Origin of the sequence: Rhizobium sp. ZPR4 (assembly GCF_040215725.1) — a bacterium.
GTDB lineage: Bacteria > Pseudomonadota > Alphaproteobacteria > Rhizobiales > Rhizobiaceae > Rhizobium > Rhizobium rhizogenes_D.
Genome location: NZ_CP157968.1, coordinates 516198 through 529911, shown reverse-complemented (window position 1 = coordinate 529911; position 13714 = coordinate 516198). Strand labels below are relative to the sequence as shown.

General features: G+C 60.2%; 12 protein-coding genes. 5 read left to right on the top strand and 7 right to left on the bottom strand.

The genetic code is table 11. The annotated features are described in order from the left end of the window. Nucleotides 1-30 precede the first annotated feature (30 nt). Both ABOK31_RS22000 and ABOK31_RS21995 read left to right on the top strand, forming a co-directional pair. A complete protein-coding gene (locus ABOK31_RS22000) occupies nucleotides 31-663 on the top strand; it encodes a DUF5074 domain-containing protein (RefSeq protein WP_349960811.1) in 633 nt (210 codons plus the stop codon). Between the two features lie 135 nt (nucleotides 664-798). Beyond that, nucleotides 799-1314 (top strand): hypothetical protein, encoded by a 516-nt coding sequence (locus ABOK31_RS21995; RefSeq protein WP_349960810.1) that lies wholly within the window; start codon nucleotides 799-801, stop codon nucleotides 1312-1314. A 249-nt stretch (nucleotides 1315-1563) separates the two neighbouring features. Here the strand turns inward: ABOK31_RS21995 and ABOK31_RS21990 are convergent, their stop codons facing one another. After that, nucleotides 1564-2889: an MFS transporter gene (locus ABOK31_RS21990; protein WP_174181566.1), complete on the bottom strand. Its 1326-nt coding sequence runs from the start codon at nucleotides 2887-2889 to the stop codon at nucleotides 1564-1566. A 318-nt stretch (nucleotides 2890-3207) separates the two neighbouring features. On the opposite strand from ABOK31_RS21990, the gene ABOK31_RS21985 reads away from it, so the two are divergent. Together ABOK31_RS21985 and ABOK31_RS21980 are read left to right on the top strand one after the other, a co-directional pair. Beyond that, on the top strand, nucleotides 3208-4998 hold the full coding sequence (locus tag ABOK31_RS21985; RefSeq protein WP_349960808.1) for an ATP-binding protein: 1791 nt from the start codon (nucleotides 3208-3210) through the stop codon (nucleotides 4996-4998). Beyond that, entirely contained in the window at nucleotides 4995-6299 is a 1305-nt protein-coding gene (locus ABOK31_RS21980) for a sigma-54 dependent transcriptional regulator (RefSeq protein WP_349960806.1), read from the top strand. Before ABOK31_RS21985 ends, ABOK31_RS21980 begins: the two co-directional genes overlap by 4 nt. Before the next feature lie 630 nt (nucleotides 6300-6929). Here the strand turns inward: ABOK31_RS21980 and ABOK31_RS21975 are convergent. Next, complete coding sequence (locus ABOK31_RS21975) at nucleotides 6930-8525, bottom strand: DHA2 family efflux MFS transporter permease subunit (RefSeq protein ID WP_349960805.1); 1596 nt, start codon at nucleotides 8523-8525, stop codon at nucleotides 6930-6932. Nucleotides 8526-8548: 23 nt separating this feature from the next. Next, nucleotides 8549-9742, bottom strand: coding sequence for an HlyD family secretion protein (locus ABOK31_RS21970; RefSeq protein WP_349960803.1), 1194 nt, complete (start codon nucleotides 9740-9742; stop codon nucleotides 8549-8551). 123 nt (nucleotides 9743-9865) lie between these two features. On the opposite strand from ABOK31_RS21970, the gene ABOK31_RS21965 reads away from it, so the two are divergent. Then, complete coding sequence (locus ABOK31_RS21965) at nucleotides 9866-10522, top strand: TetR/AcrR family transcriptional regulator (RefSeq protein ID WP_349960802.1); 657 nt, start codon at nucleotides 9866-9868, stop codon at nucleotides 10520-10522. 55 nt (nucleotides 10523-10577) lie between these two features. Here ABOK31_RS21965 and copC read toward each other — a convergent pair whose 3' ends face one another. From copC to ABOK31_RS21945, 4 genes are all read right to left on the bottom strand, one after another. Further along, the gene (gene copC, locus ABOK31_RS21960) at nucleotides 10578-10946 is read right to left on the bottom strand and encodes a copper homeostasis periplasmic binding protein CopC (protein ID WP_349960800.1); all 369 of its coding nucleotides are present in this window, start codon (nucleotides 10944-10946) and stop codon (nucleotides 10578-10580) included. A gap of 135 nt (nucleotides 10947-11081) precedes the next feature. After that, nucleotides 11082-11678 (bottom strand): SCO family protein, encoded by a 597-nt coding sequence (locus ABOK31_RS21955; protein WP_349960798.1) that lies wholly within the window; start codon nucleotides 11676-11678, stop codon nucleotides 11082-11084. Next, nucleotides 11668-12147: a copper chaperone PCu(A)C gene (locus ABOK31_RS21950; protein ID WP_349960797.1), complete on the bottom strand. Its 480-nt coding sequence runs from the start codon at nucleotides 12145-12147 to the stop codon at nucleotides 11668-11670. The genes ABOK31_RS21955 and ABOK31_RS21950 overlap by 11 nt, the downstream gene beginning before the upstream one ends. 64 nt (nucleotides 12148-12211) lie before the next feature. Beyond that, nucleotides 12212-13585, bottom strand: coding sequence for a PepSY domain-containing protein (locus ABOK31_RS21945; protein ID WP_349960795.1), 1374 nt, complete (start codon nucleotides 13583-13585; stop codon nucleotides 12212-12214). Nucleotides 13586-13714 lie beyond the last annotated feature (129 nt).

The window sequence follows — 13714 nt, the reverse complement described above, 5'->3', positions numbered from 1 at the left end:
TCAACCGATCCCGACCGGAGGATGGAAGCCATGAAAAAGTCCCAAGCGGAAATCATTCGCGAATACGGTCCCTTCGAGAACGCGCCCCGCGTGAACGGCGTCACCTTCGACGGGCAGCATGTCTGGTTCGCCTCCGGCGAAAAGCTCCATGCTCTGAACCCTGAGAGCGGCGAGCAGGCGCGTACGATCGACATTGCCTCGCACGCCGGCACCGCTTTCGACGGCCACCATCTCTATCAGATTGCCGAGGACAAGATTCACAAGGTCGATCCTCAGACGGGCACGATCGTTGCGACTATTCCCGCACCGGGCAATGGTGGCGATTCAGGTCTTGCCTGGAGCGATGGCAGTCTCTGGGTGGGGCAGCATCGCGGTCGGAAGATCTACGAGATAGACCCGGAAACCGGTGCCATCCGCCGCACCATCGAATCCAACCGTATCGTCACCGGCGTGACATGGGTCGATGGCGAGCTGTGGCATGGCACCTGGGAGGGCGACGAAAGCGACGTCCGCCGCGTCGATCCGGCGACGGGAGAAGTTTTGGAACGGCTCGAAATGCCAGAGGGCACCGGCGTTTCCGGCCTGGAATCCGATGGCAAGGACCGCTTCTACGCCGGTGGTGGCGGTAGCGGCAAGCTGCGGGTAATCCGCCGCCCGCGCTGAGTGGCGGCAACCGAGATGTCTTGCGCCTGGGATCGGTCGATCGATCCCAGGTTTGCCGTTTCGGAAAGAGTTGACTTACGTCTCTGGCTTGAAAGACCGCATCCGGATCACGACCGGATAGCGCGACTTTAAAACTTGCCGCGCCATGGACTGGACTTCGGGCCAGATCCCGCGATCGCCGACATCGCTATCTCGCGCATTGTGAACCAATCGCAACGCCATGCGTTTCCAGCATGGAAGCCATGCCTTGCCGGTCCCGGCTTTCATTGCCATATTTCACTTACCAACCGCATTTCAATCATTTCCAAATTACGAGCTGCGCCGATCCCGACGAATGTCGTGAATGGTCGGGCGCGCCAAGGAGAAGTCATGAATGAGATCACGAAAAGTCTTGGCGAAATGAACTTGCAGGAGCGCGCTGATCTTATGGCGGCCGTCGCGGACGTACTGCAAGCCACCGCCGAGGAAGCCGAGGAGGATGGCGATGCGCTCGCCGCTACCAATTCGCTGTTCCTGGCATGCAATCTTCGCGGCTGTTCGTCCGATCTCGGTCCGAACGATCTGAAAGCGGCAGAACTGCTGCTGGAGCAGGGGATCACTTTCATTCACCTGCTGAATGGGCGAAAGAAAAGCCGCGCATTGGTGCATTAGCGTGCTGCAACCCCGTGCCAGGCCCGCACGCGGGACCCAATCACAGTTGATCGACGCGGCGTTGTTGGGAAATCGGGCGGACGTTCATCTGCTCGTCGCCAATAAAGATCGCCAGACTGATCTGGTTGAGGATGGTGAGGAAGGATTTCGGCGCCGACAAGTCGCCAAGCTGAACACCGGCGGGTCATCATCGATGTTCCCGCCGGCTCGCATTCTCCCGATCCCGCGATCTTCCATGGGCGGGACGGATCAATCTTCTTGGATGGCGCTGTTTCTCGCCGTATCCCGCATGAAGAGATAGACGATGAGCGAGATGCCGATCATTGCCGTCACATACCAGTAGAAGCCTTGCTCCCAGCCGCTGCTCTTGAATTTCAGCGCCACGAATTCTGCTGTGCCGCCGAACAATGTGTTGGCGAGGGCATAGGGCAGCGCGACGCCGAGAGCACGGATGTGAGCGGGAAACAGTTCCGCCTTCACGACCGCGTTGATCGATGTGTAGCCGGTGACGATGACCAATGCGCCCATGACCAGCAGTCCAGCGATGAGAGGATCTTTCGTGGTTTCTAGCGCCGAAAAGATCGGATAGGTAAACAGCATGCCGCAAAGACCGAAGCCGATCATCAGGGGCTTGCGGCCGATCCTGTCGGAGAGCCCGCCTGCAATCGGCTGCAGGAGCATGAAGATGAACAGCGTGATTGCGTTTATCTCGCTCGATGTTTCCCGGCTGAACCCAGAGGTGTTGACCAGGAATTTCTGCATGTAGATCGAGTAGGCGTAGAAGGCGAGCGTGCCGCCGGCTGTGAGCAGCATGACGAGCGCAGTTTCCCTGGGATGCCGGGTGATGAGCATCCAGAAGCCGGACTTCTGTGCATCGCTTGCCTGCACATTCTTGAAGCTCTCGGTTTCGGCAAGGCCGCGCCGCAGCCAGAAGACCACGACTGCAAGTGCTGCTCCCATGAAGAAGGGAATGCGCCATCCCCAGGCGTTCAGCGCTTCCGTCGTCATTACGGCCTGCAACAGGATCAACAGTGCAATAGCCAGGAGCTGGCCTGAGATCAGCGTGACATACTGAAAGGACGAGAAGAAGCCGCGGCGCTGGCGGCCGGCCATTTCGGAAAGATAGGTTGCCGAGGCGCCGTATTCGCCGCCGACGGACAGACCCTGCATCAGGCGGGCGAGAACCAGAAGTGCCGGTGCCATCACGCCGATGGTTTCATATCCAGGGGTCAGCGCGATAATCAGCGAGCCGGCGCACATCAGCGTCACCGAAAGGGCGAGGCCGGCTTTGCGGCCCTTACGGTCGGCATAGAGCCCCATGATCCAGGCACCGATCGGCCGCATGACGAAACCGACGGCAAAGACCGCTGCCGAATTCAACAGCTGCGCCGTCTGGTCGCCGGCGGGGAAGAAATGCGGCGCAAAATAAAGCGCGAATGCGGCATAGACATACCAGTCGAACCATTCGACCAGATTGCCGGTGGAACCGCCGATGATCGATTTCAGACGTTTGCGCCGTTCGGCTGCTTCCGCCTTTGCTGTCGTTACGATGGGATCTTCGAATGTCTTCAGCATTATGCCTCTCCTCCCGTTCTTGCTTCGGATCGTCGTAAGGGAGCGGTGAACCGCTGCGAACGACGGGTTCGCCGGGAGGGGCCGTATGCTTGCGGGTGGCTGCCGGCCAGTCTCGCCGAGACGGCATCGGCAAAGCCAATTGCCCGGCTGACAGCCAGCTTTTCTATGTATTGAGGACCACTCTCCCAGTCTTCGCATTGATACGTGTGGAAGGCGCGAGGCACGAGGTTTAGGGATACATAAGGATACCCCATTGATATACCTTGATTTTCTCCAGACATCGCGTTGGCCCTCAGGGTATTGCGCGCAAGATTCTGCGTGGCTATTTTGAAATTTGTGCAATATTCTGCACAGATGAGCGGATCGGGCCTCAAGCGAATTGTGTTTCTGGTAGCGGCCGGTTTGGCCGTCGCAGTCGGAATCTGGTATGCGGCGCTCTCGCTGTCGCGTCAGGGTGCGCTTGGGCGGCTGGCTGTGGAGGCAGGGGGGCTTGCGGTACAGCATAGTCGTTTGCTCGACAGCGAACTGGCACGTTTCCGGCTTCTTCCGATCGCGCTTGGCGAATATCGCGATCTTGGCGAGGCGCTTGCAAGCCCTACGGCGGATGCGGCCCGTCGGCTTGACGAAAAGCTCAGCTTCCTGGCTCGCGAAACCGGCGCCTACATCATTTATCTTGTCGATCACAAGGGACTTGTGATTTCCGCGTCGAATGCAGGGACCGAAGACAGTTTCGTTGGCAAGAACTTCAGCTTTCGTCCCTATTTTTCCGAGGCGCTCAAAGATGGCACGGCGGAATATTATGGTGCCGGAGCGATCAGCGGCCGGCCAGGCCTGTTTCTGGCCCGCAGGGTTGGCGATGCCGCCGCTCCGGCGGGAGTCGTGGTGGTCAAATTCGAGTTCGATGCAGTGTCGCGGATCTGGGCGAATGATCCGGGCGTAACGCTTGTCGTCGACGAACATCAGATCATTCTTGCCGCGTCCGATCCGTCACAGGTGCTGACCGCGCTTGCGCCCCTGTCGCCGGAAGACCGGGCCAGCATCGTCGCAAGCGGGCAATATCGCGACGCCGCACTTGGGCCGGGCTATTATCGTGCCGAGGATGCCGGTCGGGTCCGCGGTCCGCGGCATCAGATCATGATTTCGGCGGAGCAGCCGGTCGCCGGCACGCAGCTGCGCCTCCTGCATCTTCTTGACACCCGAACGGCATTGCAGGAAGCCCAGGCGGAGGCCTGGCTTCTGGCGCTGCCCGCCATCCTGGGATTGGCTGTTATCACGGCCGCGATCTGGTGGCGCATGACGCGTGCAGCAAGAGCGGCAGCCGACCGGCGGGCGCTTGAGAAGGCTGTCGCCGCGCGCACGGCCGAGCTACGCGATGAAATGGCCGAACGGACGCGCGCCGAGGATCGCTATCGCGATGCCCGCGAGGAACTTGCGCAGGCCAATCGGCTTGCTTCCGTCGGTTCGATCACGGCGGGATTGATGCATGAAATCAACCAGCCGGTCGCCACCATCCGCACTCTCGCCGAGAATGCCCGCCATCATCTCGCGGCCAATCGCCTCGATCGCGTCGGCGCCAATCTCGATGCTGCAGTCGAGGTGACGGCGCGCATCGGGACGATTACCCAGGAGATGCGACGGTTTTCGCGCCGGGGACGTCATGCGGCGGGAGCGGAGCCGCTCGATGCCATCATTGCCGGCGCCTTGCTGCTGGTCGGCAACCGGTTCCGCAAAGCAGGTGTGCGGCTCGATCTGCCGGCGGAGGGGCAGCCGCATGTACTTGCCGAACGCGTGCGGCTGGAGCAGGTCATCGTCAATCTCATGCAGAACGCCATCGACGCCGTTGCCGAGATTGCCGATCCGCATGTCGCTCTGCTCATCGACGCCGAGGGGAAGGATGTGGTGAGGCTGATTGTCGCCGACAATGGCCCTGGCATCGATCCTCTGCTGGCCAAGGAAATATTCCGCCCATTCATGACCGGTAAGCCCGACGGGCTCGGTCTTGGGCTCGGGATCGCGCAGGACATCATGAACGATCTCGGCGGATCGTTGACCATTGGCCCGTCGCCGCTCGGTGGCGCGGCTTTCGTAATGACTATGAGGCAGGCATGACCCTACAAGCGTCGCAGAAAATCCTTCTGGTCGAGGACGATGGTCCTTTCAATGCCGCGCTTACCGATTCCTTCGTCATAGCGGGCTTCGATGTGGAGACGCATGGTGACGGGCAGTCGGCGCTGGCAAGCCTTGCAACCGCATTGCCTGGGGTGATCGTCAGCGACATCCGCCTGCCGCGCATCGATGGGCACGATCTGCTGGAGGCAGTGCTGGCGCGCGATCCGGACTTGCCTGTTATCCTGATGACCGGCCACGGCGACATCGCCATGGCGGTCGGTGCATTGAAACAGGGCGCCTACGATTTTATTGCCAAGCCCTTTGCCACCGATCACCTGATCGCATCCGTGCGGCGGGCGCTGGAGACGCGCCGCCTGGTGCTGGAAAACCGGCGCTTGCGGCAGGCAGCCGCCGAGGCGGAGGATGCGTCGCCGCTCCTCGGCCAGACGACGGTCATGGCACGATTGCGTGAAACGATCCGTCAGGTCGCAAATGCAGACGTGGATGTCCTGGTCGAAGGCGAAACCGGCACCGGCAAGGAGCTGGTCGCCCGCCTCATCCACCGCTGGAGCAGGCGGCGCGCCCGCAGTTTCGTCGCGGTCGATTGCGCCGCTCTGCCGGATGCGATCGCCGACGAGACTCTGTTCGGAAACCGCGTCCGGCGCGGACGCATCGCCGAGGCCGATCGCGGCACGTTGTTTCTCGACGAGATCGACAGCATGTCACCCCTGCTGCAGGGCCGGCTTCTGCGGGTTGTCGAGGAGCGCGAGCTGCCTTCGGCGAGCGGCGAGCCGGCCCCTGTCGATCTGCGCATCGTCGCTGCGACGAAAAGCGATCTGCATGGCGCGGTTGCCGATGATCGCTTTCGGGCGGATCTGCTCTACCGGCTGGAAACCGTGCGGATCCGCATCCCGCCCTTGCGGGAGCGCCGCGCAGATATCGGCCTGTTGTTCAGCGCCTTCCTCGACGAGGCCGCCCGCCTGCACGGCGTGCCGCGTCCGCCCATCGATGCCGCGATGGAGGCACGATTTCTAACTGACGATTGGCTAGGCAATGTCCGGGAGCTGCGCAACTATGCGACCCAAGCCGCGCTTGGCCTCGCTTCCGCTCGCAGCCAGCCTTCCATCGAGTTCGGCCTCTCCGATCAGATGGATCACTTCGAGGCGAATATTCTGCGGGCCACGCTGGAGCGATATGAGGGGGATATTGCTGAGGTCGCGCAGGCACTCAAGCTGCCGCGCCGAAGTCTCTATGCCCGTCTGCAACGTCACGGCATCAATCCGTCGGTTTACCGTAAGTGAGACGGGGGCCATGTCGAGAGTGAAAGGAATAGGTCGAGCATAGTTTTACTTGCTCAACTTGGCGTCGTAATTTGTATTTAGTGTAATTTCCCTCATAACTTTATAGATATGCGATGTATAAATTAGATTAACTACGTATTAATCATAATTATTCTGCGTGAAAAATAGAGAATAATTAATACATGTTAGGATATTGTGGCTCGTCTGCATGATGCAGCAATTAAATTAGAGAGCTATGATATGCTTGAATTACCTAAATTGATGCAGCTATTACTATTTGCGGCCATTATACTGTTATTTTTCCGCTGGGTCGTCGAGGACATGAACAGGTAGCCGCTTTCGGCGCCTGAATATCCCAGCACCACTCGATTTGCTTCCTCAGTTCACCGTTTCCCTATCGTCCTGCCAAGACCGCGCGTGGCTTCGGCTCGTGCGCGGCGCAAGCTGATCGCAACGATTTGCTGTTGCCCTTGCGTCTCTGTTCGGCAGACTGACGGGAATTGAACAATGGCGCCCGGGGTTTCCGGACGCCATTGAGGCGCATCGTATGATTGTCATGGTACAGGCGCGATCGCTCTTACCGGCTTCAGGCCATACGGTATCGTATGCGTGAGCGTGAACCTGCATGGTTCAGTGGGCACCTGCGCCGCCGCCGGCTTGAGGGCGCTTGGCGAACAGCATGGTGATCGCTGCGATGGCAAGCACGACGCCGATGACGGCGAACGTGTCGCTGAAGCCCATGATCAGCGCCTGTCTCTTGATGATCTGGCCGAGGGCGATGACCGCCTTCTGTTGGGCTGCCTGATGGTCCGAGACCCCGTGCGACAGGAAGTAGCCGGTCATCTGGTCGATCCGTTCGCGAACCTCGTCGCGGCCAAGGGTTACGGATTGGCCGATGATGTTGGAGTGGAACTGCTCGCGTTTGGTCAGGATGGTCCCAAGCGAGGCCGTGCCGACCGCGCCGCCGAGATTGCGCAGCATGTTCGTCAAGCCGGAGGCAGCGGCAGCGTCAGCCGGAGCAATTCCTGCTGTCGTGATCGCGGTGACGGGCGTGATGACGAAGGCCTGGCCAATTGCGCGAACGATGTTCGGAATGAAGAACTGATCTCCGGCATTGTCAGCCGAAAGCGTGACGTTCATGAAGCAGCTCAGCGAAAAGACCGCAATGCCGAAGAAGGCAAGCCAGCGCACATCAACCCGCTTCATCATCAGCGGAACCAGCGGGATCAGCAGCAGCTGCGGCAACCCCGTCCAGGCCAGGACGTTGCCGATCTGCTCGGCGTTGTACTTCTGCACCTGGCCGAGATATTGCGGCAGGATGTAGACCGTCCCGAACAGCGCGACGCCGACGAGAATATTGGCAAGCACGCCAAGCCCGAAATTCCTCTGTTTTAGCAGCTGCAGTTTCACCAGCGGCTTTGAAACCTTCAGCTCGATGATGATGAAGAGCGTCAGGAACACGGCTGCGACGATGCTGAGCCGGACGATGAAGGGCGAGGAGAACCAGTCGTCCTTGTTGCCCTCTTCAAGCACGGTTTGCAGGGCAGAGAGGCCGATCGCCATCGTCACGATGCCGGCCCAGTCGCCCTCACGCAGAAGTTTCAGCTGCATGGGCTGCTTTTCCAGTGTCAGGGCAAGCGCCACCACCATGATGGCGCTCGGGCCGGCATTGATGAAGAAGATGGTCTGCCAGCCGTAATTCTCGGTCAGGTAGCCGCCGATGGTCGGGCCGATGGCCGGCGCAAAGGTGACGGACAATGCAAAGATTGCCAGCCCTAAAGGTTGTTGCGGCTTCGGAAGCTTCGTCAACACCATGGTAAAGGCCATCGGGATCAACACGCCGCCGGCAAACCCCTGCAGGCCGCGTAGCACGATCATTGTTCCGAGATCGTGGGCAAAGGCGCAGGACAGCGACAACAGCGGAAACAGCACCGAGTTCACCAGAATGTAACGGCGAAACGAGAAGACGCTGCTGAGATAGGCGGTGAGCGGAATGACGACGATCTCGCCGATCAGATAGGAGGTCGAGATCCAGGCGCCGTTATCCACCCCGGTGCCGATCCCCCCTTCGATATCGAGGAGGGAGGCATTGGTGATCTGGATATTCAGGATCGCCATGAACGCGCCGATCATGCCGGCCAAGACTGCGATCCACTCTCTTGTCGATGCGCGCGGCTGCGCCGCAGCGGCCGGCATCGCACGGCCATCTATTGTAATCGTTGACATTGTGGGGGCTCCCGCCGGCAGCTTTACAGCGCGGCGCCTGCTTTCGTGTTGATGCTCGGCTCGACGGACATTCCGGGGCGCAGCTCGCCACCGTTCATCGTCTGCGGGTCAAGCGCGATCCTCACCGGAATTCGCTGCACGACTTTGGTGAAGTTGCCCGTCGCATTGTCCGGCGGCAGCAGCGCGAATTCCTGTCCGCTCGCCGGCGCAAGGCTGTCGACATGGCCATGGAAGACCTTGCCGGGGAACATGTCGACTTCGATATCGACAGGTTGGCCAGCATGGACGTTCGTCAGTTGCGTCTCCTTGTAATTGGCGACGACATAGGCCTGGTCGGTCGGCACGAGCGACATCAGCTGCGTTCCGGCCTGAACATATTGGCCGATACGCAGCGTGCGGTTGCCGACGGTGCCGTCGACGGGGGCCATGATGGTCGCATAGGAGAGGTTCAGCTCGGCCTGATGCTGGACGGCCTGGCTTTTCTGCAGGGCGGCGGTTGCTTGTCCGATCTGGGCTTTCAGAAGCGCGACCTGTTTGACGGCACCTTCCAGGGTTGCGGTGTCCCTGACGATGGAAGCCTGGGCTGCGGCGATCTGCGATGCCGCCTGCTGGGCCGTCTGCACGGCCGCATAGCCGTTGGAGGCGAGGCTAGCGTAGCGCTTGTTGTTCTGTTCGGCGAATGTTTCGTTCGCCTTGTCCACATCCAGCGTTGCCCTCGCTGCGGCGATCGTCGATTGCTGGATATCGAGCGAGGCTTGCTCGGCCAGTATGGTTGCCTGTGCCGCAGCGACATCGGCCTTTGCCTGGTCGAGTGCGGCACGGAAGTCACGGTCGTCGATGCGCGCGAGCGGCTGGCCGGCCTTCACGGTCTCGTTGTCCTTGACCAGGACTTCCGCCAGATAGCCCGAGATCTTCGGGGCGATCGAGCTGTTGTCGGCCTGGACGTAGGCGTCATCGGTCGACACCTCAAAACGGCCGTTCTGCCAATAGTCGTGTCCGTAATAGCCTGCGGCAGCGATAATGACGATCGCACCCACGCCATACATCAACCGGCGCGGCGTTTTGCTGCGCTTAGCAGCGGCATTACCGCCTGCCTGTCCCTGCGGTGCCTCCGGACGGGGCTCGGCTGTTACCCCTTCCTTGGCCTTTGCTTCGACAGTTTCCTGCGCCTCGCTGGAAGCGCCTTCCGACGTTACGATATGCAGATTGTTAGCCATGTACTTGCTCCTGACAACGGGTCGCTGCCGGGCAGGGGTAGCGGCCAAGTTCATTTTAGAAACTTGATGTTTTCCAAAATAAGAGCTATAAGATCGAAGTCAACTAGATTTTGGAAAATATCTATGGTCCTAAATCAAAAAGCCGCGAAACGACCACGAGGACGACCGCAGGTTCGTTGTGATGACGACACCAGAGCGATCGTGCTTTCGTCCGCGCGCAAGCATTTTCTGGAGGCGGGCTATGCTTCGGCATGCGTCAACGACATCGCCCAGGATGCGGGGGTATCGACCAAAACCGTCTATCGGCTGTTTGAAAGTAAGGGCGAGATCTTCAATGCCGTGATTACGGACCGCATCGCGCGCTTCAACGTCGAAGTGGATCAGGGCTTGCTCAAGCACACGGATCTGCATCACGGGCTGGAACAGATCCTGATCGCTTACGGCCGTCTGGCACTGGACCCGGAAACCATCGCGATCAATCGTCTGGCCGTAGCCGAGGTCGATCGCTTTCCAGAAATCGCGGCGTCCTTCTACGAGCGGGCGATCAAGGCCTCGACGGTGGTCTTCGAGGTCTGGCTGCGCAGCCAGCACGATAAGGGAGTGATTAGAATAGCCAATATCCCCCTCGCGGCCGGCTTCCTCAGGGGCATGATGACCATGGAGCCGCAGCGGGCTGTCATGCTGGGCCAGCGGCAGGCGCCTGATGACGAGGAAATTAGAACCCGCGCGACGGAATGTGCGGCGATCTTCCTGCAAGGCTGCATTTCCGGCTCGGCGTGAGCCGGAAATGGAAGGGCTAAGCTGCCCGCGCGGTTGCCGGCGGTCTTCGGACCGGTCAAGGCACGATGGTGAAACTGTAGCTCCCGTTGGTCTTGTGGCCGTCCGTGGAGAGCGCATGCCATTCGACCGTGTACTTGCCGGCTGACAATTTGTCGGTCACGGGCACCATCAGCGTGGTGCCGCTGTTCATCAGCATGCCTTCTCCGGTCTTGACGTTCGTCTTGTCGGGGCCGGTTACCTTGATGCCGCTGAATTTCAAATTGAGGCCCTCCGAGAAGGTTAGGTCGAGTTCGGATGGTGCGGCCTTGACTATGCCGTCGGCGGCCGGAACGGCCGACTTCAGATGGGCATGCGCCATAGCCTGGCCGGCAAAAGCGACGCTGATTGCGATGGCAACGGGGAACAATTTCTTGATCGGGGGCATTTGATTTCCTCATCCTGTTGGCGATCCGCGGAAAGTCTGCGGATCGTGTGATGGCGATCGCTCGATCGCCGATATCCGTTCCCGGCAAAGCCGGACGGAATTCTCGTGTCCCAGTGGCGCTTACGCGCCACGGAATTAATCCTGCCGCAGCAGATTTCGGATCTTCTGCAGCGCGACATCGTTGTTTTCCTGATAGGCGATGGTGCCTCTGAGATTGCCGCCGGCATCGACGAGCAGCACGGAGGCGGTATGATCCATGGTGTATCCGCCGTCCGGGCTCGGCACTTTCTTGGCATAGATGCGCCAGCTCTTGATGGCCTTCTGCATTTCGGTGGGATCACCCGTGATCCCGGTGATGCGGTCGGTAAAATTGCCCGTGTAGCTGTGCATGATCTCCGGCGTGTCGCGCTCCGGGTCGACGGTGAAGAAATAGGCTTTCAGCCCATCGGCCTGCGGTCCGAGCGTCTTGAACCACCCCGTCATATCGTAAAGCGTTGTCGGGCAAACGTCGGGGCAATGCGTGTAGCCGAAATAGACGAGCGACGGATGGCCCGACAGGGCCTTTTCGGTGATGGGCTCACCGCGATCGTCCGTGAGCGTGAAGGCTGTGCCGAGGCTGCCCGTGGCCTGCACCTCAGGAACCATGAGGAACGTCGCGTAGCCGATCACACCCGCACCGGCGGCAAGCGTGAGGGCGAAGGCAGTTGCAACGAAACGTCGTCTATTTGACATGGAACGTCTCCCTGTTCGCCGCTATCGATCCCACAGGGAAATCGACGTCGATTGAGCCGGCCTTTTCGAACTGGAGCGTTGCCCTCACCGTCTGGCCCTGAAGGAAGGGCTCGGCAACCTTCATGAACATGACGTGATAGCCGCCGGGTTTGAGTTCGACGGTCTGGCCCGCCGGTATCGGCAGGCCGCCGGCAAGCTCGCGCATGATCATGACCTCCTTGTCCATCTTCATCTCGTGAATCTGGACCGTTGCAGCGCGCGGTGAGCTCGCAGCCACCAGCCGGTCGTTGGTGTCGCCCGTATTCGTGATGGTCATATAACCGCCACCGACGGGAGCTCCCGGCACCATGGCGCGAACATAGGGTGCGGAAATGGTGAGGTTGCCGATTTTGACATCGTCGGCGGAAGCGAGGGAGGAAGACAGGAATGCAAGCCCGAAGGCGGCAAGGGCAGAAATCTGTTTCAGCATGATCGATATCCTTGATCCGGAAAAGGAGCGGGCAGGCGAAGCCTTTGGGCTCCGCCCGATCTCGTCAGGAAAAGAAACGCCGGAGCGGCGGCACGAAACGAACTACGAACTGGTCGAGGAGCAGCATCGCGACGATGGCAGCTCCCGTCAGTGGGAAAGCCACGCCGAAGACGATGGCGATGAGCCAGAGGCCGACATAGACGGACTTCTGCGGCGGCATAGGCGGTACGCCGAGTCGGCCCGATGGCCGGCGCTTCCACCACATGATTGCCGCCGTCACGCAGCAAAGGATGATGGCGAGGCATGCGGCGAGCATCAGAAGCTGGTTGAAGAGACCCCATTCCTGCCCCTGATGGACATTGATGCCCCATTCGATCGCCTTGCCGAGCGCCGGATACTGAGCGTAGGAGATGTCGACCAGCGGTTTGCCGGAATATTGGTCGATGTGAACGGTGCGCTCCTTGCCGAGATCGCCGAAATAATGGCTTGCGGTGTAGACGCCGGTCTCATCCGAAGGGATTGCAAGATCGGAGCCGGCGACCATGCCAAGCCCATGCATGATGTCGACGGCCTTGTTCAGACCGATCGGCTTTGCCGACTGCGCCGCGGCGATATCGGACAGTGGAACTGGCGCGTTTTCAACCACCCAGCCGGCGCGGCTGACGATATCCTGTGTGACCTTCGTCGATTTCGGCACCTCGTCCCAGACCGCAGCCGGTGTTCCGAGATTATTTGCCGTCAGCCAGGCATTGACGTTGGCGCCCCAGTAACCGGACCATGGCATGCCGCTGAAGGCCAGGAAAAAGATAAGGATGCCGGCAAGCGCGCCCGTCACGGCATGCAGGTCGCGCCAGAAAACGCGCCGCGATGGATTGCCGCGAACCGTGAGCACGCCACCGCTCTGCTGGCGCGGCCACCACAGATAGATGCCGGTCACCACAAGGACGAGGGCAAAGCCCGCGACGATCTCGATGAGGCGATTGGTCCATTTCCCGAAATATTCGAGGCTGTGGATGCGCTTGACGACCCAGGCAAACTCCTGCTGCGAGCCGACCGACCCCAGAATGCCGCCGTCATAGGGGTTGACGTAGACGATGGTCGATTGGCCATCTTTGGAAAGCGTTATCCAGGCCGAGCGGTTCGGCGCCGACGCTTCGTGATATGAGGTCGCGCGGGCGCCCGGAAAGGCCGAGAGTGCGGCATCGGCGATCTGCTGCGGCTGCAGCATCGTGCCGGTTTCGGCAACGAGGTAGCGATGCGAGTAGAAAGTATCGGCAATCTGATCCTTGAACAGATACAGCGAGCCGGTGATCGCCAGATTGAGCATGAAAGGAATGACGAGCAGACCGGCGAAGAAGTGCCAGCGCCAGATCGCGCGATAGAGCGAGATATTATGGGTTGCTGCAACTGCAGGCTCTGCAGCGGTAAAGGCAGACATGAAATCCTCCGAAGATCGGCAGGCTGCCACGATCGATCTGAGGAGGGGGCGGGCGATGGTTCGCCATTTGAGGTGAGCTTGCTTCACACGGCCAGCTGGACCAATCGGTCCCGCCTCGTTCGGCAAAGT

What these genes read in the sequence shown, in the direction of transcription:
- ABOK31_RS22000 (WP_349960811.1), top strand. Translation starts at nt 31, where the DNA reads ATGAAAAAGTCCCAAGCGGAAATCATTCGCGAATACGGTCCCTTCGAG.
- ABOK31_RS21990 (WP_174181566.1), bottom strand. Translation starts at nt 2,889, where the DNA reads ATGCTGAAGACATTCGAAGATCCCATCGTAACGACAGCAAAGGCGGAA.
- ABOK31_RS21980 (WP_349960806.1), top strand. Translation starts at nt 4,995, where the DNA reads ATGACCCTACAAGCGTCGCAGAAAATCCTTCTGGTCGAGGACGATGGT.
- ABOK31_RS21975 (WP_349960805.1), bottom strand. Translation starts at nt 8,525, where the DNA reads ATGTCAACGATTACAATAGATGGCCGTGCGATGCCGGCCGCTGCGGCG.
- ABOK31_RS21970 (WP_349960803.1), bottom strand. Translation starts at nt 9,742, where the DNA reads ATGGCTAACAATCTGCATATCGTAACGTCGGAAGGCGCTTCCAGCGAG.
- ABOK31_RS21965 (WP_349960802.1), top strand. Translation starts at nt 9,866, where the DNA reads ATGGTCCTAAATCAAAAAGCCGCGAAACGACCACGAGGACGACCGCAG.
- copC (WP_349960800.1), bottom strand. Translation starts at nt 10,946, where the DNA reads ATGCCCCCGATCAAGAAATTGTTCCCCGTTGCCATCGCAATCAGCGTC.
- ABOK31_RS21955 (WP_349960798.1), bottom strand. Translation starts at nt 11,678, where the DNA reads ATGTCAAATAGACGACGTTTCGTTGCAACTGCCTTCGCCCTCACGCTT.
- ABOK31_RS21950 (WP_349960797.1), bottom strand. Translation starts at nt 12,147, where the DNA reads ATGCTGAAACAGATTTCTGCCCTTGCCGCCTTCGGGCTTGCATTCCTG.
- ABOK31_RS21945 (WP_349960795.1), bottom strand. Translation starts at nt 13,585, where the DNA reads ATGTCTGCCTTTACCGCTGCAGAGCCTGCAGTTGCAGCAACCCATAAT.